Annotated in this window: 21 protein-coding genes; 15 read left to right on the forward strand and 6 right to left on the reverse strand. The window is 54.2% G+C overall.

Annotated features, from left to right (window positions below):
• Nucleotides 1-47 precede the first annotated feature (47 nt).
• The 4 genes from E6C51_RS03130 to thrS all read left to right on the forward strand — a co-directional run bounded on the left by E6C51_RS03130 (nt 48) and on the right by thrS (nt 3,417).
• A complete protein-coding gene (locus E6C51_RS03130; RefSeq protein WP_190235088.1) occupies nt 48-491 on the forward strand; it encodes an iron-sulfur cluster assembly scaffold protein in 444 nt (147 codons plus the stop codon).
• 3 nt (nt 492-494) lie between these two features.
• Nucleotides 495-869 carry a membrane protein insertion efficiency factor YidD gene (yidD, locus tag E6C51_RS03135; protein WP_190234985.1) on the forward strand — a complete coding sequence of 125 codons (375 nt, stop codon included), beginning with the start codon at nt 495-497 and terminating at the stop codon, nt 867-869.
• A gap of 3 nt (nt 870-872) precedes the next feature.
• The gene (locus E6C51_RS03140) at nt 873-1,292 is read left to right on the forward strand and encodes a DUF2267 domain-containing protein (RefSeq protein ID WP_190234986.1); all 420 of its coding nucleotides are present in this window, start codon (nt 873-875) and stop codon (nt 1,290-1,292) included.
• 127 nt (nt 1,293-1,419) lie between these two features.
• The gene (thrS, locus tag E6C51_RS03145) at nt 1,420-3,417 is read left to right on the forward strand and encodes a threonine--tRNA ligase (RefSeq protein ID WP_190234987.1); all 1,998 of its coding nucleotides are present in this window, start codon (nt 1,420-1,422) and stop codon (nt 3,415-3,417) included.
• A 133-nt stretch (nt 3,418-3,550) separates the two neighbouring features.
• Here the strand turns inward: thrS and E6C51_RS03150 are convergent, their stop codons facing one another.
• The gene (locus tag E6C51_RS03150; RefSeq protein ID WP_190234988.1) at nt 3,551-4,537 is read right to left on the reverse strand and encodes a hypothetical protein; all 987 of its coding nucleotides are present in this window, start codon (nt 4,535-4,537) and stop codon (nt 3,551-3,553) included.
• A 213-nt stretch (nt 4,538-4,750) separates the two neighbouring features.
• Here E6C51_RS03150 and E6C51_RS03155 point away from each other — a divergent pair, with 213 nt between their 5' ends.
• Both E6C51_RS03155 and E6C51_RS03160 read left to right on the forward strand, forming a co-directional pair.
• Entirely contained in the window at nt 4,751-5,335 is a 585-nt protein-coding gene (locus E6C51_RS03155) for a nitroreductase family protein (RefSeq protein WP_146930349.1), read from the forward strand.
• A complete protein-coding gene (locus tag E6C51_RS03160; protein ID WP_190234989.1) occupies nt 5,335-5,940 on the forward strand; it encodes a flavin reductase family protein in 606 nt (201 codons plus the stop codon). Before E6C51_RS03155 ends, E6C51_RS03160 begins: the two co-directional genes overlap by 1 nt.
• Here E6C51_RS03160 and E6C51_RS03165 read toward each other — a convergent pair.
• Complete coding sequence (locus E6C51_RS03165) at nt 5,929-6,672, reverse strand: hypothetical protein (protein ID WP_190234990.1); 744 nt, start codon at nt 6,670-6,672, stop codon at nt 5,929-5,931. The two genes, E6C51_RS03160 and E6C51_RS03165, sit on opposite strands and share 12 nt — an antisense overlap.
• A 76-nt stretch (nt 6,673-6,748) precedes the next feature.
• On the opposite strand from E6C51_RS03165, the gene E6C51_RS03170 reads away from it, so the two are divergent.
• A complete protein-coding gene (locus tag E6C51_RS03170; RefSeq protein WP_190234991.1) occupies nt 6,749-7,885 on the forward strand; it encodes a DUF2336 domain-containing protein in 1,137 nt (378 codons plus the stop codon).
• Between the two features lie 44 nt (nt 7,886-7,929).
• Here E6C51_RS03170 and E6C51_RS03175 read toward each other — a convergent pair whose 3' ends face one another.
• Entirely contained in the window at nt 7,930-8,304 is a 375-nt protein-coding gene (locus tag E6C51_RS03175) for a hypothetical protein (RefSeq protein ID WP_230987028.1), read from the reverse strand.
• A gap of 118 nt (nt 8,305-8,422) precedes the next feature.
• Here E6C51_RS03175 and E6C51_RS03180 point away from each other — a divergent pair, with 118 nt between their 5' ends.
• Nucleotides 8,423-8,887: a GNAT family N-acetyltransferase gene (locus E6C51_RS03180; RefSeq protein ID WP_190234993.1), complete on the forward strand. Its 465-nt coding sequence runs from the start codon at nt 8,423-8,425 to the stop codon at nt 8,885-8,887.
• A gap of 303 nt (nt 8,888-9,190) precedes the next feature.
• On the opposite strand, the gene parE is transcribed toward E6C51_RS03180, so the two are convergent.
• Nucleotides 9,191-11,245 (reverse strand): DNA topoisomerase IV subunit B, encoded by a 2,055-nt coding sequence (gene parE, locus E6C51_RS03185; protein WP_190234994.1) that lies wholly within the window; start codon nt 11,243-11,245, stop codon nt 9,191-9,193.
• Nucleotides 11,246-11,541: 296 nt separating this feature from the next.
• On the opposite strand from parE, the gene E6C51_RS03190 reads away from it, so the two are divergent.
• The 4 genes from E6C51_RS03190 to E6C51_RS03205 all read left to right on the forward strand — a co-directional run bounded on the left by E6C51_RS03190 (nt 11,542) and on the right by E6C51_RS03205 (nt 15,639).
• Entirely contained in the window at nt 11,542-12,420 is an 879-nt protein-coding gene (locus E6C51_RS03190; RefSeq protein ID WP_190234995.1) for an alpha/beta hydrolase, read from the forward strand.
• 162 nt (nt 12,421-12,582) lie between these two features.
• A complete protein-coding gene (gene tpiA, locus E6C51_RS03195; protein WP_146930323.1) occupies nt 12,583-13,353 on the forward strand; it encodes a triose-phosphate isomerase in 771 nt (256 codons plus the stop codon).
• A gap of 137 nt (nt 13,354-13,490) precedes the next feature.
• The gene (gene secG, locus E6C51_RS03200; RefSeq protein ID WP_190234996.1) at nt 13,491-13,880 is read left to right on the forward strand and encodes a preprotein translocase subunit SecG; all 390 of its coding nucleotides are present in this window, start codon (nt 13,491-13,493) and stop codon (nt 13,878-13,880) included.
• Between the two features lie 130 nt (nt 13,881-14,010).
• Nucleotides 14,011-15,639: a CTP synthase gene (locus tag E6C51_RS03205; RefSeq protein WP_146930316.1), complete on the forward strand. Its 1,629-nt coding sequence runs from the start codon at nt 14,011-14,013 to the stop codon at nt 15,637-15,639.
• 99 nt (nt 15,640-15,738) lie between these two features.
• On the opposite strand, the gene E6C51_RS03210 is transcribed toward E6C51_RS03205, so the two are convergent.
• Nucleotides 15,739-16,257, reverse strand: a complete 519-nt coding sequence (locus E6C51_RS03210; protein WP_330999744.1) for an acyl-CoA thioesterase — start codon at nt 16,255-16,257, stop codon at nt 15,739-15,741.
• 168 nt (nt 16,258-16,425) lie between these two features.
• On the opposite strand from E6C51_RS03210, the gene E6C51_RS03215 reads away from it, so the two are divergent.
• Both E6C51_RS03215 and E6C51_RS03220 read left to right on the forward strand, forming a co-directional pair.
• Complete coding sequence (locus tag E6C51_RS03215; RefSeq protein WP_075641019.1) at nt 16,426-16,635, forward strand: cold-shock protein; 210 nt, start codon at nt 16,426-16,428, stop codon at nt 16,633-16,635.
• A gap of 340 nt (nt 16,636-16,975) precedes the next feature.
• Entirely contained in the window at nt 16,976-17,356 is a 381-nt protein-coding gene (locus E6C51_RS03220) for a DUF6481 family protein (protein ID WP_146930313.1), read from the forward strand.
• 113 nt (nt 17,357-17,469) lie between these two features.
• Here the strand turns inward: E6C51_RS03220 and E6C51_RS03225 are convergent, their stop codons facing one another.
• Complete coding sequence (locus tag E6C51_RS03225) at nt 17,470-18,759, reverse strand: MFS transporter (protein WP_230987029.1); 1,290 nt, start codon at nt 18,757-18,759, stop codon at nt 17,470-17,472.
• A gap of 14 nt (nt 18,760-18,773) precedes the next feature.
• Here E6C51_RS03225 and E6C51_RS03230 point away from each other — a divergent pair, with 14 nt between their 5' ends.
• The gene (locus E6C51_RS03230) at nt 18,774-19,679 is read left to right on the forward strand and encodes a LysR family transcriptional regulator (protein WP_190234998.1); all 906 of its coding nucleotides are present in this window, start codon (nt 18,774-18,776) and stop codon (nt 19,677-19,679) included.
• Nucleotides 19,680-19,702: the final 23 nt, after the last annotated feature.

The following is a 19,702-nucleotide window of genomic DNA, read 5'->3' on the forward strand; positions in this document are numbered from 1 at the left end:
AAGGTCTGGTTTTGCGTGACTGTGCATTTCAGGAGTAAACTGTGGCGATGGATGATGTTTATAACGGCAAAATTCTCGAATTCGCTGGCAATATTGCACGCATCGGGGTGCTGGGCGATTTCGATGCCAAAGCTGAAAAACACTCCAAGCTGTGCGGCTCACGCCTGACCGTTTATCTCAAGACCGAAAACGGTTTGGTGACAGATTTTTCCCACGAATTGCGCGCCTGTGCATTGGGTCAGGCCTCGGCCTCCATCATGGCCCGCCATGTGGTGGGTGCCAGCTTTGATGAACTGCGGAAGGCGCGGGCGGATATGCTGGCCATGCTGCAAGAGAATGGCGAAGGGCCATCCGGTCGCTTTGATGATATGCGATATCTGCTTCCGGTACGCGATTATAAAGCCCGCCATGCCTCCACGATGCTGACCTTTGACGCTGTTTGCGATTGTCTGGACCAAATTGAAGCCCGCAATCAGGCTTTGGCAGGTTGATTCATGTGCCAGTTTTGCGAGGTGGATGACGAGGATGAAAAGCCGCGCCACCGTGGCCGTAATTATCATGGACCTTTTCGAAAAACGCCGGATCGTCTGCTGGGCATGGGGTTGATCCGCCTTTATCAACTGACGCTCTCCAGCCTCGTCGGCAGCCATTGTCGCCATATGCCCACCTGCTCGGAATATGGCTATGAAGCCATTGCCCGCCATGGCTTGTGGGTGGGGGGCTGGCTCACGCTGTTTCGCGTCAGCCGTTGCGGCCCCGGCGGCACCTGGGGCGTGGATACCGTGCCAGAGGTGCTGGAAAAGCGCTATAAATGGTGGGCACCGTGGCGCTATTTTGCCGTAGGTCGTCAGCATCAAACTGGAGTTTGAAACATGCCGATGCCGATGGAATATCGCCATGCATCTGAACAGTTTGATGCCTTTATGGAGGCTGTGCAGGAGCGCTCCGGCCTCGCCACCCGCAACCAAACCTATACAATGGTGCAGGGTGTTTTGCAGGTGTTTCGCGCCCGCCTGGCTGTGGCTGAGGCTATTTCCTTTGCTCAAGTGCTGCCAGCGGTGTTGCGGGCCATTTTCGTGTCTGAATGGGATGTGTCTCGCTCCATCAAGCTGTTTGGCAGTCGGGAAGAAATGACGCAAGAGGTCAAGGGCCTGCGCCGCGACCATAATTTTTCGCCAGACACTGCCATTGCCGATGTGGCTTTCGTGTTGCGCCAATCGGTAGATCCGGTGGCTTTTCAACGGGTGCTGAACGAGCTCTCGCCGGAGGCTTCTGCCTATTGGGCAGTTTAGAGAATTTCGAAGAATTTCTTTACTCTGTAACACTTTCGGCTTATTCAGCCCACGTTTGTTGCCGGTCAGGAATCGGCCTTTTTGCACCACCCGCATTGGTTGGCGGGACTGGATCAGGAGATTTTGCATGTCAAACCCCATTTCCCTTACATTTCCAGATGGTTCTGTGCGCACCTATGATGCTGGCGCAACCGGCCGTGATGTGGCCGAATCCATCTCCAAATCGCTGGTCAAGAAAGCGGTTGCCATTGCCATTGATGGCGAGTTGCGCGACCTTTCCGACCCGGTGACTGACGGCAAGATCGAGATCGTGACCCGCGCCGATCCACGGGCGCTTGAGCTGATCCGTCACGATGCCGCCCACGTCATGGCCGAAGCCGTGCAGGAATTGTGGCCCGGCACACAGGTGACGATTGGTCCGGTGATCGAAAACGGGTTTTACTACGATTTTGCCAAGGCTGAACCCTTTACGCCGGAAGATCTGCCGAAGATTGAAAAGCGGATGAAGGAAATCATCCAGCGCAACAAGCCTTTCACCAAAGAGGTTTGGCCGCGCAACAAGGCCAAGGAGGTTTTTGAAGCCAAGGGTGAGAAGTATAAGGTTGAGCTGGTCGATGCGATCCCGGAAGGTCAGGATCTCAAGATCTATTATCAGGGCGATTGGTTTGACCTCTGCCGTGGTCCGCATATGGCCTCCACGGGCCAAATTGGTACCGCTTTCAAGCTGATGAAGGTGGCCGGTGCCTATTGGCGTGGCGACAGCAATAACCCGATGCTGACACGTATTTACGGCACGGCCTTTGCCGAGCAGGAGCAGTTGGACAATTACCTGCATATCCTCGCGGAAGCCGAAAAGCGTGACCACCGCAAGCTGGGCCGCGAAATGGATCTGTTCCATTTTCAGGAAGAAGGTCCGGGGGTGGTGTTCTGGCATGGCAAGGGTTGGAAGATGTTCCAGACTTTGACGGCCTACATGCGCCGCCGGCTGGCTGGCACCTATCAGGAAGTCAATGCGCCGCAGGTGCTGGATTCTTCGCTGTGGGAAACCTCCGGTCACTGGGGTTGGTATCAGGAAAACATGTTTGCCGTAAAATCGGCCTATGCCTTCACTCATCCTGAAGACAAGGAAGCCGACAACCGCGTTTTTGCACTCAAGCCCATGAATTGCCCCGGTCACGTGCAGATCTTCAAGCATGGGTTGAAGTCTTACCGCGAATTGCCTGTTCGCCTTGCGGAATTTGGCCTTGTGCATCGCTATGAAGCGTCTGGCGCTTTGCATGGGTTGATGCGTGTGCGCGGCTTTACGCAGGACGATGCGCATGTGTTCTGCACCGAAGAGCAGATGGCGGCGGAATGCCTGCGGATCAACGATCTGATCCTGTCGGTTTACGAAGACTTCGGCTTTAAGGAAGTGGTGGTGAAGCTCTCCACCCGTCCTGAAAAGCGCGTTGGCTCTGATGATCTTTGGGATCGCGCTGAAAGCGTGATGTCGGAGGTGTTGAAGACCATCGAACAACAATCCGGCGGTCGTATCAAGACCGGCATTTTGCCGGGCGAGGGCGCGTTCTACGGTCCAAAGTTCGAATACACCTTGAAGGATGCCATTGGCCGTGACTGGCAGTGCGGCACCACGCAGGTGGACTTCAATCTGCCGGAACGGTTTGGTGCGTTCTACATCGACCAGAACTCGGAAAAGACCCAGCCAGTGATGATCCACCGCGCCATTTGCGGCTCGATGGAACGCTTCCTGGGCATTCTGATCGAGAACTTTGCTGGTCATATGCCGCTGTGGTTTGCACCTTTGCAGGTGGTTGTCGCCACCATCACCTCCGAGGCTGACGATTACGGTCGCGAAGTTGCCGAACTGCTGCGTGATGCTGGTCTGGAAGTGGAAACCGATTTCCGCAACGAGAAGATCAACTACAAGATCCGCGAGCATTCGGTTGGCAAGGTGCCTGCCATTATCGTCTGCGGCAAGCGCGAAGCCGAAGAACGCACGGTCAATATCCGCCGTCTCGGCAGTCAGGATCAGGTGTCGATGACGCTGGAAGAGGTGATTGCATCTTTGGTGGATGAGGCAACGCCACCGGATGTGAAGCGCAAACTGGCTGCGCGCAAGGTTTGATTTATGCTGACATCGGAGCCGTATATTGCAAAATATACGGCTCTGTTCCGTGTCTGCTGAAATGCACTTCACGCAGCAAAAGTGCTCCCGCTTCAAAGCAGGAACAAAGCACAGCCTCACATGAGCCGTTGACTCAATTTGTGTCGTAAGCCGTGTCTTTTTGCAGGCTTTGCATGCTGTCTTTCATCACCAGCTCGACATCTGCGTTTACGCCAGCTTTGACGGTGAAGTCTTTCTGGTAGATGTTGTCCTTGTTGCGGGCAATTGCCGTATAATTTCCCTCTGAAAGCACCAGCACCGGAAAAGCGCTCACGCTTTCGGCCACGGCGTCGCCAGAGGATGTCAGAATCGACCAAGCGGTATCTGCAATGGCTTCCCCGCCGGGATTGGAGACAAGCTTGAAGTTCATTTGCGCGGCGCGATGTTGCAAGGTGGCTTCTGTTATCTTGTTGGCTTCGACCTTGATATCAGCGCGCACCACGGCGTTCACAGAACCGTACTCTGATACGACATGATAGGTGCCGGAGTTCAGGCTGATTAAGGTGTTGGGCTCCACATCATCCATAATCAAATTGTGTCCGGCATCGTCCTGTCCGTCGCCGGCATAAATTTTGAATTTCAGTTTGTTGGATTTGATTCGTGCGTTTTCGCCGGTTACCGCATTCAGCACCATGCCGCCCGCATCAAGCACCATCACTTGCGTGGCCACGTCGCCCTCAGTGGGTACGGTCAATTTGCGGGTGATACCGGCGCGGCCAAAGGAGACATTGACGAAATAATCGCCGGGGGCCAGTTGAAGATCGGCAGTTCCGCCCTGGCTGCTGGCAATCATGGGCAATTTGCCATCGCTGCCAGCAATGGGGCTATAAACGCGCCATTGCAGACCTTGCTGCATGGGTTGGGCATCTTTGTCCAGCTTGGCTTCAAACTTTACCAGCCGTGCATTGGAATGAACCGGGTTGACGGCTGGATTGGAAAAAGCGTTGAGCTTTGGCATCTTTGTGGTGCCATCCAACTGCTTGAATGTCTTGAATGCGTCTTCCGCCCGCGCGCCTTGCAGGCCTGCTGCCATCAGCATCACGGTCATGATCGCAGGAAGACGGCAGGAAAAAGATGTCATAACAGTATCCGACCGTTTCATTGCCTTGGTGAGCAATTACTACAATCTTGCTACAATGGCAAATTCAAGGTTTTCACTGGTTCAAGGTTTTCATGGGCGCGCCCATGCGAAAAGGCCTATTCAAATGCTGTGTTGCGCTTCCCATTGCGATCGGTTTGCTGCAAAACTCGGCTTGATTGATTCCAGTTGCTTTGCCCGTGAGAGACATTCGATATGTATGAGCAGATAAAACTTCTAGATTATCTCGCAACGCGCCGGTCTGTGCCTGCTTTTCAGATGTGTGAGCCCGGTCCATCCAAAAGCGAGCTTGAAGACATATTGAAACTGGCTGTGCGAGTGCCCGATCATGGCAAATTGGCTCCGTGGCGTTTCATCGTCTATCGCGGTGCGCGACGCGCTGAAATCGGTGAGGCATTGTTGAGCATGGCGCTGGTCAAGCGGCCCGATTTGAGCGAAGAGATGATTGCGGTGGAACGGGCACGCTTTACCCGTGCGCCCGTGGTGATTGGCGTGATCAGCACGGCCAGTGCCCATGCCAAGGTGCCAGAGTGGGAACAGGTCATGTCGGCGGGGGCTGTTTGCCTCAATCTGCTGATGGCGGCCAATGCCCATGGCTATGTGGCCAATTGGCTATCAGAGTGGTTTGCGTTTGATGAAGAGGCCTTTCCTCTGCTTGGCATTCAGCCGGGCGAGCGGGTCGCAGGCTTTATCCACATGGGTTCGACCACATTTCCGATCACCGAGCGTCCCCGCCCGGCACTGGACGATGTTGTCACATGGGTCGGGGGCGATGAGTGATGTTTTACGACACTGAAAACAACAGTCATGGCATGGCGCATGATCCCTTCAAGGCCATCGTGTCGCCGCGCCCGATTGGCTGGATTGGCTCGAAGGGGGCAGATGGTTCGCTCAATCTGGCACCCTATTCCTTTTTCAATGCCATTTCAGATTCGCCCAAAATGGTAATGTTTTCGTCGGCCGGTCGGAAAGACAGTTTGCGCAACATTGAAGAGACCGGCTGCTTTACGGCCAATTTCGTCAGCCACGATTTGGGCAATGCAATGAATGTTTCATCCGCTCCGGCTGGCTATGGCGAGAGCGAGTTTGAGCTGGCCGGATTGACGCCTGTTGGCGGAAAGCTGGTGGATGCACCCTATGTGGACGAGGCCTATGCGGTGCTGGAATGCAAAGTAACTGAGGTGATTTCGCCAAAAACGCTTTCAGGCAAACCATCCTCCAACTTTGTGGTGTTTGGTGAGGTGGTTGGCATTCACATTGCCGAAAGTGCCATGCGCAATGGCCGTTTTGATGTCACGCTGGTGCAGCCGTTGGCGCGGCTTGGCTATATGGATTATGCCGCAGTGACAGAGGTGTTTCAGATGAAGCGCCCCTCACAGGCCTGATGCTTTTTCAAAGGCGGCGTTGATCACGGCTATCTTGTACGGATCGTCCGTGATCAATGTCTGGAAACCCTGATGAACAAGGGTTTCTACCTGCTTTTCAATGGGATTCGAACTCGCACCCAGAATTTCGCTCACAAGAATTTCGCACGCCGGAATTTTTGCACTGGCAGCGGCAAGTTGAAGATGGCTGCGGCACGTCTGCAAAACCGGCTCTGCCGCATCCGTTGTCTTTGCTCCAATCGCCATTGCAACCGCCCGGCTGTCTTGCCCGATGGCGATGAGGCGGGCCGAGCTTTGCGCCAGCGCAATCGCCCCGGCAAAACCTTGGGTTTCTAAGCCCAAAATGGCGAGAAACTGGGTTTGCCCATCTGGTAATCCCACCAAAGCCTCTTCCACGCGCAGCATGGCATCCAGCCGCTCCCCATCTGATCTATCTCTTGCATCCATGAGAATAAGACCGTCCGGCTTGAGCGTCATCAGATCGCGGAGCCTGTCTGCGAAGGCGTCGTTATCCAGTCTGGCAGAAATGCACAGCAAAAAGGGCAGGGTTCCCATCGCGCTTTGACGGAGTTCTGCCACCCGCGCTTTGAGGTTGTCTCCACAAAGCGCCAGCGCATCGGCCGTACACGGCAAAGCCTCTCCGTCATTCTCCATCAGCAAAATACTGCGGCACCGGTGCGAACCAAGATAAAAATGCTGATGCAACGGGATTTCGCTATGGTTAATGGACATGGTGAACCAATCTTAAACTTTTTACTTATAGCATCGTCATCATAACTGTTATCTGTTGTTTTGATCGGGGTTCTCGGTGCTTGTAAAGGCTTTCTTTCGCTGGTCGGAAACTGCAAAGGCCGGGGATCGTGCCAAGGCCGCCAATGCGCTTGGGCGAGCCTATCTGCAATCTTCCCTGTCCGATGATGACCGCCGCTCAACCTACGTGGCTATGACCTATTTGCTCGATGATCCATCGCCCAAAGTGCGGTTGGCGCTGGCCGAAACCCTTGCCTATGCCGCAGATGCGCCACGCGCTTTGATTCTGTCTTTGGCCGAAGATCAGCCTGAGATCGCCTCGCGGGTCATTCTGTGCTCGCCCGTGCTGGATGATCGCGATCTGGTCGATCTGGCGGGGCGTGGGTCCAATTTTACCCGCGCCTTGATTGCGGCAAGACCGGGGCTTTCCTTTGCCGTTGCTGCTGCGCTGGTTGAAATCGGCGAGATGGCGGAATGTCTGATTCTGCTGGAGAATGCCAGCGCCAACCTCTCACCGTTCAGCTTGATCAGGCTGACAGAGCGCCATAGCCGCCATGAGGCCATTCGCGGTGCGCTTTTGGATCGGCCTGATTTGCCGGGGCAGGCGCGCCATCTGCTGGTGCGCTCGGTGGGAGATGCGTTTGCCGCCTCGTCATTGGTGCGGTCCGCGTTAGGTGAGACCAAACTGTCACGCATCAATTGCGAGGCTGGTGTTTCAGCCGCGGCTGTGATTGCGGGGGATGTGGCATTTGAAGAAATTCCGGGACTGGTTGAGCAGATGTGTGCAAACGGCCATCTGACCCCGGCTCTGTTGATGGAAATTCTCTGCCGTGGCAAAGCGGATTTCTTTGCGGCCGCTATTGAAGCGCTGAGCGGTGTGCATGAGCGCCGGGTGCGCTCCATCCTCGCCACCGGGCGTATGCATGCAGTGCGCGCCCTGCTGGAATCCGCAGGGCTAAACCGCTCGGTTGCGCCGCTTTTTGTTGAGGCGGTGATGTTGTGGCGCAATGCGGTACAAACCGCCCGCCATAGTGAAATGGGCAATATTTGTCAGGCATTGCTGCACAAAGGTCGCAGTCTAACCTGTGATGATTTTGCCCAAAAACTGCTCGATCTGGTGGAAAGCCTGATGCGGGATGATGAACGGCGGCAAGCGCGCCGCTATGCTGCGCATCTGGTGGTGGACGCAGCGTAGCATCGTGCGGAAAATCGGAAAAGACCCGATTCTCTCAATTCTGGTTATTGCCCGACCATTTTGACGGCCCATGCGTAAGTGTCGGTGACAACATGCACCGGGGCGGTGAAGACCATCTTGATATCCGCCTTGCCGGGCAACACCTCCTGGATTGTCGCGATGGCGCGTCCAGCCAAAGAACGCTTTTCCTGCTCCGGAACCACCGGCGGCGGCGCATCCGGCTTTGGTGCGGCCATCTCCGGTTGGCTGATATTCTGCTTTTGGCAAAAGGCAACAACGCTTGGAAATTTTGCGTTTGAGTACTCAGCTAGTGCCTTTTCGCTGTCAGCATTGCAGCGCTCAACTGTCACCCATCTTTGCTCTGGCGTGGCAATATATTGGCATTGACTGACGCTATCATTGCATCCCAGAATGGTCATTATTACAAGAGAAGCCTGCATAGGTCTTTCCTTTAATGGAATCGGCTTTTACTTTGTAAAGAGTGAGAGCGGCAGGACCAAGATTGATCTTATGATCTCACGTATTTTTGGAAGAAACATGACCGTCACCATAACCAGAGAAGCTCCTCGCCAGCCCGAAGTGATAAGACTTTTAACTTTGTCTGATGCCTATATGGCCTCGCTCTATCCGGCCGAAAGCAATCATTTGTTGGATGTGTCGGCGCTGGAAAAGCCGGGCGTGCATTTTTTCGTGGCACGCAACGAAGGGCGGGTGGTTGGATGCGCTGCTCTTGTCGAGGCAGGTGATGACACGGCCGAAATCAAACGCATGTTTGTTGATCCCGAAGCAAGAGGTCTATCGCTTGGCAAAAAGCTGATGGCGGCTTTGGAAGAACAGGCGCAAAGCCTCGCCCTGAGAGCCATACGCCTTGAAACTGGTATCAGCCAGCCAGAAGCCATTGGGCTGTACCGTAAAGCCGGCTTTGTCGAGATCGCTCCCTTCGAGCCGTATAAGCCGGACCCGTTGAGCATGTTTATGGAGAAAGAGTTGGTTGCGGCATGATTCATGAAACCGGGCCTACAGCACCATAAATGGCGCTGTAATCTCAGGTTGATGACAAAACCCTCACTAGACGTTTCGTCATACTTGGGCTCATCCTGAGGATCTGGTGTTTTTTGGTCAAATAATTGATATTATTGATTAAAATTGACGTGTTTAGATGCCCGGCACAGGGCCGAGCATGACGTCGCGAGACTGAAAAGCTTCTTCAACAGTCTCGCCTTATAGCGCCATATATGGCGCTATAAGGTTCTTGGTTTTCGTTAATCGGATCAGAAAGCCAGAATCTCTTTTTCCTGACAGATTCTAAATATCCAGATTTTCCGCAAACGCGGCCCGGTCCTGAATAAACCGGAAGCGGGCTTCCGGCTTGGTGCCCATCAGCGCATCCACGGCATCGCGGGTACCTTCGAAATCCACCTCATCAATGGCGACCCTGAGCAGGGTGCGCTTGGCCGGGTCCATGGTGGTTTCTTTCAATTGCGCTGGCATCATTTCACCAAGGCCTTTGAAGCGGCCGATTTCGACCTTCTTGCCCTTGAACACCGTGTCCATCAACTCAGCGCGATGCGCGTCGTCGCGAGCATAAACGGTTTTTGCGCCTTGGCGGATCACGTAAAGCGGTGGCACAGCCAGATAGAGGTGGTTGCCGCGGATCAGTTCCGGCATTTCCTGATAGAAAAAGGTGATCAGCAGGGATGCGATATGCGCGCCGTCCACGTCGGCATCGGTCATCACCACAATGCGCTCGTAGCGCAGATCTTCTTCACGGTATTTGCCACGGGTGCCGCAGCCCAGTGCCTGAATAAGATCGGCAATCTGTTGGTTGGCCATCAGCTTTTCGCGGCTGGCACTGCCGACGTTGAGGATTTTACCCCGAAGCGGTAAAATGGCCTGATTGGCACGGTTGCGCGCCTGCTTGGCGGAGCCGCCAGCCGAATCACCTTCGACGATAAACAGTTCAGCGCCTTCAGCGGTGTTTTGGGCACAATCGGCCAGCTTGCCAGGCAGGCGCAGCTTGCGCACGGCGGTTTTGCGGTTGACTTCCTTTTCCTTGCGGCGGCGCAGGCGCTCTTCGGCGCGCTCAATCACCCAATCCAGCAGCTTTGCCGCTTCATTGGGGTTGTCGGCAAGATAATGGTCGAAGGGATCGCGCAGCGCATTTTCCACCAGACGCTGGGCTTCAACTGTCGCCAGCCTGTCCTTGGTCTGGCCGACAAATTCCGGCTCGCGAATAAACACAGACAGCATGCCAACGGCAGAGATCATCACATCTTCTGTGCTGATCTGCTGGGCGCGCTTGTTTTGCGTCAGTTCGGCGTAATTTTTCAGGCCTTTGGTCAGGGCGATGCGAAGGCCCGCTTCGTGCGTGCCGCCTTCTGGCGTGGGGATGGTGTTACAATAGGAATGCAGCACCGGATCACCACCATACCAGGTGATGGCCCATTCCATGGCACCGTGCCCGCCGGTTTTTTCTGTTTTGCCCGCAAAAATCTCGCGCGTAACAGTGAAATCCTTGCCCAGGGTGGCTGCCAGATAATCCTTCAAACCGCCGGGGAAGTGAAACACCGCCTTTTCCGGAATTTCGCCACCGGCAGGCAGAATGGATGGATCGCAAGCCCAGCGAATTTCCACGCCACCAAACAAATAGGCTTTTGAGCGCGCCATGCGGAAAATGCGGCCCGCATCAAACTTGGCATGGTCACCAAAAATCTGCGCATCGGGATGAAACCGCACCCGTGTGCCGCGGCGGTTATGCACATCGCCCAATTCTTCCAGAGGGCCAAGCGGCACACCACGGGAAAAGCGCTGGCGATAGAGCTTGCGGTTGCGCGCCACTTCCACTTCCAGCAGATCAGACAGCGCATTGACCACCGATACGCCAACGCCATGCAGACCACCGGAGGTTTCATAGGCCTTGCCATCAAATTTGCCGCCGGCGTGTAGCTTGGTCATAATCACTTCAAGCGTGGATTTGCCCGGCACCTGCGGATGCAGTTCCACCGGAATACCGCGCCCATTGTCGGAAACGGTCAAAAAGCCTTCTGCATCAAGGTACACCTCGATGAAATTGGCGTGTCCCGCCACGGCTTCGTCCATCGAATTGTCGAGCACTTCGGCAAACAGATGGTGCAGGGCCTTTTCATCGGTTCCGCCAATGTACATGCCGGGACGCATGCGCACCGGCTCAAGACCTTCCAGAACACGGATGGAAGATGCGCCATAGTCATCCTCACCCGAAGCCTTCAAGGCGGGTTTGGAGGGGGCAACAGAGGCTTTTGTCTTTTCGGTTTGCACGGGCTCTGGCGCGGCGGGCGTCGTCAGGGGCAGGGCAGCGAAAAGATCTTTATTCTCGTCCATGTCTCTATTCTGTCGTTTTTTCAGTGATCTTGTGACGCTATCGCATAACGTCGGATGACTGCGTGCACCCGAAAATCCATTTACCACCCTGATCGTTTCCAGGTTGGTTTCTGGTTTGTTCGCCTTGTAGCGCGGCTTACCTTTGCTGCGCAACACCTCAATTCAAACAGGATAAAATTTCCAGCTCAAAAAGGAGTTCACTGTTGATAGCCAAAAGATCGGTTTCCGTTCACAGAAATCTTTGCGTTTGTCGCACAGGCATGGCAAGGCTGCGATATGCAGGAGATCGATTCTGGATGCGGATGTCCACAGTTCATTTGACTTTCACCTCTTTATTGCTTGGGCTTTGCCTTGTTCAGGGCGCGGCGTCGGCTGCCAATCTGAAACCCTTTAAAGATGAGCTTTTTTCATCGCAGGCCGTTTTGGAGACGCGCGATAAAGGGGATTTCCAGACGATTGATTATCAGGAAATGCGCGACATCAACGGTCGCGATGAAATTCCTGAGCGTAAAGTCAAATCTGCCTATGTATCGCTGGGCGTGCGCCATCAGCAGCACGATGAGACGCTTGATCTGGGCGACGGTGGCATGCTGGACGTGACCCGCACAGGTGTCAGCGATGGCGCGAAATTTACCGTTATCTTTATCCATGGCCGGGGTGGTGATCGCCGTCTGGGCGCGGATGATTATAAATTCGGCGGAAATTTCAATCGATTGAAAAATCTTGCTGTTGAGAATGGCGGCACCTATTATGCGCCCACAGTGCGGTCGTTTGATCAGGCGGGTGTGGCCCAGATTGCCGGATTGATCAATTATGCCTCGACCCATTCGGGTGGGCGGCCGGTGGTGTTATCCTGCGCCTCCATGGGTAGTTTCATTTGCTGGGGCATAACCCGCAATGCCAAGGCGGTTGCACAATTATCGGGCATTGCAATCCTCGGTGGTGCATCGGATCCTGCCTTTATTGGCAGTGTTGCCTTCAAGCGGAAACTGCCGATCTGGTTTACCCATGGTAGCCGCGACAGCGTTTATGCCGCAGGAGATCAAATCGGCCTCTATGATCGCTTGCATCGCGCGGGCTACCCTTGCCGCTTCACGCTGTTTTTGACGGGTTCTCACGGAACACCCGTTCGTATGACGGATTGGCGCGCCGCGCTGAACTGGCTGATACGGTAAGCTCAGGGCAGGGTTCTGCTACATTAAGCGTAGCTAAATTTATGCTCTATTTAATGGCATATTGCATTGCAACTTGCCTTTTTTACGCGCACGTTCTTTTATGTAGGCTACGCTCTTTATAGGGTGAATGTTAGAATTTCAGGTCTGGGGTTTGGAGACGATATGACACCGAATGTGCGCCCACTGGTTGCTGGCAACTGGAAAATGAATGGTACGCGGGATTCTCTGGATCAAATCAAGGCGATATCGGAGGGTGTGAAGGGTGACTTGTCGGAAAAAGTTGAAAGCCTGATCTGCCCACCCGCAACCTTGCTTTACGTGGCGACGGCTCTTTGCGAGGACAGCCCGCTTTGGATTGGTGCGCAGGATTGCCATCAAAATGCATCGGGTGCGCATACCGGTGAAATTTCAGCAGACATGATTGCTGATTGCTTTGGTACTCATGTGATCGTTGGCCATTCAGAGCGCCGCACAGATCACGCTGAAACGGACCATCTGGTGCGCGCCAAGGCCATTGCCGCCAATGCCGCCGAGCTCACGGCCATTATCTGCATTGGCGAAACCGCAGATGAGCGCAAAAGCGGCCAGACGCTCGATATTCTCAAGCGTCAGTTGGCGGGTTCCGTGCCGGATGACGCGAATGCCGAAAATACGGTTATTGCCTATGAGCCTGTCTGGGCTATTGGCACGGGTTTGACGCCGACATCTGAAAATGTGGCCGAGGCCCACGCCTTTATGCGCGCAGAGCTGACACGTCGATTCGGTGATGAAGGTGCGAAGATGCGTATTCTTTACGGTGGTTCGGTCAAGCCATCGAATGCGAAAGAATTGATGAGCGTTGACAATGTGGATGGCGCGCTGATTGGCGGCGCAAGCTTGAAAGCCAGCGATTTTCTCGCCATATACAATGCCTATTCGGAAATCCTCGCCTGATGGAATTTGCGTGATAGAACTTGCCGTATAAAATCGGATAAGGGCTTTCTTTGCGGCGGCTCCTGTTGTAAAGAGCCGCCGAACGTTGTTTTGACTTCGCCGAAATTGGCCCAACCTGGGCAGGATGGATTGTACCCATGCAGACCGTATTAATCGTCATTCACCTCATGATCGTGCTGGCTCTTGTTGGCGTGGTGCTGATTCAGCGGTCCGAAGGCGGCGGTCTGGGCATTGGTGGTGGTTCAGGCTTCATGTCGGCGCGCGGCGCGGCCAACGCATTGACCCGCACAACGGCCATTCTGGCAGCGCTTTTCTTCATCACCTCGCTTGGTCTTGGTATCATGACGCGGTTTGAAGCCAAGCCAACGGATATCCTTAACCGGATTCCCGCAGGCCAGCAGGCTCCAGCCGGCAATGTGCTTGATCAGCTTCCTGGTGCGGCTCCAGCCACAACTGCACCTGCTGCGGGTGCAGCTGCGCCTGCCGCTCCAGCCAAGCAGCCAGACAGCGTTCCAACCGGCAACTGATCGGTTTTAATCGTCTTCGCTCCGGCGAGCTTTGCAGCTCGCCGGTTTTTGTTTGTTTGTGTGTATTTCGTCAGTTCTTTGCATTTTAGGGCTGGCGGAATCGAATTTGAAACGGTATCCGGTGAATCCCATGGCGCGATATGTTTTCATCACAGGCGGCGTGGTTTCCTCTCTTGGTAAGGGAATAGCGGCTGCGGCTCTCGGGGCATTGTTACAGGCACGTGGTTATCGCGTGCGTCTGCGCAAACTGGACCCCTATCTCAACGTTGACCCGGGCACCATGAGCCCGACTCAACACGGCGAAGTTTTTGTGACCGACGACGGCGCAGAAACTGACCTTGACCTTGGACACTACGAGCGTTTCACAGGTCGATCGGCTACCAAGACCGATAACATTACTACAGGTCGAATTTACAAGAATATCATCGACAAGGAACGGCGTGGAGATTATCTCGGCGCAACTGTTCAGGTGATTCCGCATGTCACCAATGAGATCAAAGATTTCGTTGTTGAGGGCAATAGTGAATATGATTTCGTGATTTGCGAAATTGGCGGCACGGTTGGCGATATCGAAGCCATGCCTTTTGTGGAAGCCATTCGCCAGCTTGGCAATGAATTGCCCAGAGGCACAGCCATCTATCTCCATCTTACCCTGATGCCTTACATTCCGGCAGCAGGCGAATTGAAGACCAAGCCAACCCAGCATTCCGTCAAGGAATTGCAGGCGCTGGGTATTCATCCTGATATTCTGCTGGTGCGTGCGGATCGGGAAATTCCGGAGCCAGAACGCCGCAAGCTGTCGCTGTTTTGCAATGTGCGTCCGTCTGCGGTCATTCAGGCTCTCGATGTTGCCAATATCTATGACGTGCCCATGGCCTACCACAAGGAAGGTCTGGACAGTGAGGTTTTGGCGGCCTTCGGCATCGAGCCAGCACCAAAGCCACGTCTTGATGCCTGGGAAGAAGTGTCCAACCGCATTCATACGCCGGAGGGCGAGGTTACTATTGCCATCGTTGGCAAATACACCGGCCTTAAGGATGCCTATAAATCGCTGATCGAAGCGCTTCACCATGGCGGCATTGCCAATCATGTGAAGGTCAAGCTGGAGTGGATCGAATCCGAGGTGTTTGAGAAGGAAGATCCTGCTCCTTACCTTGAGAAGGTTCATGGCATTCTGGTGCCCGGTGGCTTTGGCGAGCGCGGCTCGGAAGGCAAGATTCTGGCAGCCCAATTTGCGCGTGAGCGCAAGGTTCCTTACTTCGGCATTTGCTTTGGTATGCAGATGGCGGTGGTGGAAGCTGCTCGTCATCTGGCTGGCATTGAAGATGCATCCTCGACCGAGTTTGGTCAAACCTCTGAGCCTGTTGTGGGCTTGATGACCGAATGGATGAAGGGCAATGAGCTTGAAAAGCGCTCAAGCGCTGGCGATCTTGGCGGAACCATGCGTCTTGGTGCCTATAAAGCGGCGTTGAAGAAAAATTCTCGTATTGCCGATATTTATGGCTCTACCGAGATTTCCGAACGTCACCGCCATCGCTATGAAGTGAACGTGGACTACAAGGAACGTCTGGAAAACTGTGGCCTCGTTTTTGCGGGCATGTCTCCAGATGGTCTTCTGCCGGAAACGGTGGAATATCCGGATCATCCGTGGTTTGTGGGTGTGCAATATCATCCAGAGCTGAAGTCCCGTCCGCTTGATCCACATCCTTTGTTCAAGAGCTTTGTGGAAGCGGCCCTTGAGCAGAGCAGGCTGGTTTAAGTCCGTCAGGTTTATAGGAAGAATTAAAAACCCGCCGTTCTGGCGGGTTTTTTCGTCTCAATTTCAGGGTAGCGGGGTGCCTGCAACGGCCCGGAGGCTCTATTGAGGCAAGAATATATTGGCGATATCGGGCGAGATGCGACGCGGCCGCCGCGTCGTGACATCGACACAGCACCAGGAACTGCGAACCTCTGTTGCAAGATCATCGCCACGCTTGAACAGGGTGGTAAAGGATGCCCTTGAACCGTGGGTGCCTGTGGCCGTCACCTGTGCCTCAACGTGGTCATTGAGAAAAACCGGCATTCGGTAGGATATTTCATGCTTCAGAGCGACCCAGAGCATTTGCTCACGTGCCTCAAGGGTTGAGCCGTGCTCCCAATAGCTCACAACAGCTTCCTGCACCCACTGAAGGTATACGGCATTATTGACATGGCCCATGTGGTCGATGTCACCGGGTGAGATCGATATAAGGTGGTGATAGGTGGGTATCGGTGCTTGGGTCATTGTTAGAAAATAGGTTGACCACTTGGATGATTCAATGCCGACGATGTGGCGATATTGCTGCGCAAAACAACTGAAAATCGTATTTCTGCTTTGAGGAAAATTAAAAGTTGACATGTCTGTGCACAGGCTCTATTGATAGCACATCGATATTTTCTTGCTGAGCTTTGGTTGTTGCGCGATTAGCACCGCGCCCTTAACGAACCCTCCCTTTAAAACAATCGTTACCTTGATCTGCAGCGCATCCGCGCTGTGGGCACTTATATTGCTATGAAAGGGTTCATCATGACCACTGGCACAGTTAAATGGTTTAATTCCACAAAAGGCTTCGGCTTCATTCAGCCTGACAACGGCGGCGAGGATGCATTCGTGCATATTTCTGCTGTAGAGCGCGCTGGCATGCGCGAAATCGTTGAAGGCCAGAAGGTTTCCTACGATCTCGAGCGTGACAACAAGTCCGGCAAGATGTCGGCTTGCAACCTTCAGGCTGCTTAATTCGGTCTCGGCTTTCCTTTGACCACGGATGTACTGGCATTGTTGAAGGCATGAAACCATCTGAGGTCAGGCGACTAGCCTGGCCTTTTTTTATATGTGCGACTGCGCGTTCACATGTTCTGTGGCGCGCCACATATGGCGCATGCGCTGTAAGTTTATGTTTTCCCATCGGATTTATCCGAAAACCGGTTCCCGCTTTTCGGCCCGATGCTTCAGGTTAAGTGCAGTGTGCCTTGCCAAAGAGTTGCGAGACAAAAATTTGTCTATCGGCTCGCCACTTTCAAAATATGTCAGATACCGCGAAATTTATTCGGAATGACATTTCAACTGGAATAGAGATTTGAAAAACGTCAAAAATAACGAACTTCACGACAGACGCGTTACTGCGACCGATGCAAAGGCTGCTCAGTTAGCTGCTTTTCGGGCCGCCCAGTCTGCTGCTGATCCAGCCCGCGAAGCAAAGCGTGCTGAGCGAGTTGCAATTGCCGAAGCGCGCGACGCCCGGCAAGCAGAACGCAAACAGGCGAAGATTGATGAGAAAATCCGCCTTGAAGCTGAGGCCGTGGAGCGCGAAGCCGCTCTGGAAGCCGAAGCGAATGCGGAAAGTCTTGCTCGTGAACTGGCCGACAAGAATCGTATTGCTCGTGTCTTGGATGACGAAGCAGCACGGAAGGCCGAGCGTGACAAACGTTATGCCAATCGCAAGGCGCGCCAAGCGTAAATCAAGCGGTTGAGAACGCTGTGCGCCATTTCTGGCGCACAAAGGCTTTTTTCGGTCTTTCTATTTGCTGTTCGCCTCAGATCGCTTCCGATTGAACGAATACTTTAATAATCCTAGGTCGCGATATGGGGTTTCAGCCTTGCGACATACACCGATATGAGAATTGCGACCAAGGCAATTGCTGCGGCGACATAGCCAAGGTGAGACAGACTCCAGCGCTGAATGACGGCCCCGCCGATGAGCGCGCCCAGGCCAATGCCAGCATTGGCCATGGACACATTGAGTGTACCAGCAAGAGCTTGGGCGTGGGATGCGGCTTTCATCACCCGTATCTGGCAAATTGGATAGAGCGCTGTATTGGCGATGCCCCAGACTGCAAGTGCTGGAATGAGGAAAATATGAGACGATGAAAAGGCTGTCGCGGCGATCATTCCGCCCGCGAGAACCATCGTGGCAACGCCTGTCGCCATAACGGGCCCGCGCTCCACCATATTGCCTCCCAGCCAATTTCCGATCAGGCCAAATAAACCAAATCCCATCAGCCACCAACCCACTTGGGCTGAAGGAACGCCTGCCACCGTTTCGAGGATATCGGCAAGATAGGTGTAGGCTGTGAACATAGCCGTAAAAACCACCACGGACAGTATGATATTTCCTCGAAAAAATGGGTCTTTCAGGATTTGCGCTTGTGCCAGCGCACTCATTTTTTCTGGTTTCGTCATGGTTGGCATGAAGAATCCCAGGAGAATTGCCATTAAGAGCGAGAGCGCGGCAAGGCTCCAGAACGTTCCGCGCCAGCCCAAGGCATCAGCAATCAGCGTGCCTAAGGGAATGCCCAGGACCATGGCTGCAGCAATGCCCATATAAACCTGCGCGATGGCTTTGCTGGCGCGCTTTGATCCCGCCAGCTGCCCTGCGGTTTCGCTGGCGGTGCCCCAAAACACGGGCAAAGCCAAGGCCGGTACAAACCTTCCAATGCCCAGCACCCAGATATTGGGTGCCAACGCCGCGATGGCATTGGATAGGGCAAAAAGAGCCAAGATCGACACAAAGAGCCGCTTGCGCTCAAAATGCGACACCATCGCCGTGAGAAAGGGTCCGGCAAGCATGACCGTGAAGGCAAAGAGCGTCACGAGTTGTCCCGCCGCTGAGACGGAAATGCCCAAATCACGGGCAAGGCCTGGCAACATGCCGACAATGATGAATTCCGTCGTGACGATTAGAAAAGCAGAGACGGCTAGAAAAATGACGGACATGCCGCCGCTGGATCTTTGTCCTGTTGCTGATTGACACGAAAGGTTGATTGACATGTTTTCTCTCCAAATGCTTGGAGCGATCAATAATATGGATCCTAGATCTCGTCTTGCGGCCATTTTTCCATTATCTATGGACTTAAATTCCACAATAGCGAGATTGCATGTTTGAGACGGAGCGGTTGAAGGGTATCGAGGCCTTTGTGCAAGCGGCGCAGACTGGGAGTTTTACAGCTGCTGCGCATCGTCTCAATTTAACCAACTCGGCCATTGGCAAGAGTGTCGCGCGCTTGGAGGCGCGGCTCGGGCGGCGACTGTTTGAGCGCACCACCCGGCGCTTGACACTGACCGATGCTGGCGAGGCCTTTTATGCCATATGCTCGCGCGCACTCGCTGACTTGGCCGAAGCAGAAGCGGTGATGGTGGCTCATGATCGAGAGCCTGTGGGCAGATTGAAGATTAACGTTCCCGTCGCATTTGGTCATATGCGGGTTATGCCGATTATTCTTGCGCTTGCTGAAATGCATCCGGGATTAAGGCCGGAGGTTCATTTTACCGATCGCTTTGTTGATGTGGTAGAGGAAAGTGTAGATGTTGCAGTCCGCATCACAGCGTCGGAGGTCTGGCCGGAGGCGTTGGGCAGGCGGTATTTGGGCCGGGAAAAGCTCATCATCTGTGCTGCACCCTCGTTTCTGGCACGTTGCGGTACTCCTCATTCATTTGATGATCTGAATGGCATGGCCATTTTATATGGTCGGCCAGATGGCACGACCATGCCTTGGCGCATTGTGACTGAGCATGGCTTGGTTGAGAGCAAGTCGTTTGAAGGCCGGCTTGCATTGGGCAGTGCCGAGGCCCAAGTTGCCGCCGTCAAGGCAGGTTTGGGCGTTGCGCAGCTGGCGACGTGGTTGATCGAGGATGCGTTGGAAACCGGTGAGCTTGTCGAGATTATGCCGGAGATGGCCGCAGACGGTTTGCCGCTCTATCTGGTTTGGCCACGCGCGCGCCAACTGAGCCCTAAAATTGACGCGGCAATCGAGATGCTGTCGCATTCCCTCCGGATCAGGTAGCGGATTGCAACTTCCACCAATCC

The sequence above is a fragment of the Gillisella terrae genome, assembly GCF_004801395.1.
Lineage (GTDB): Bacteria > Pseudomonadota > Alphaproteobacteria > Rhizobiales > Rhizobiaceae > Allorhizobium > Allorhizobium terrae.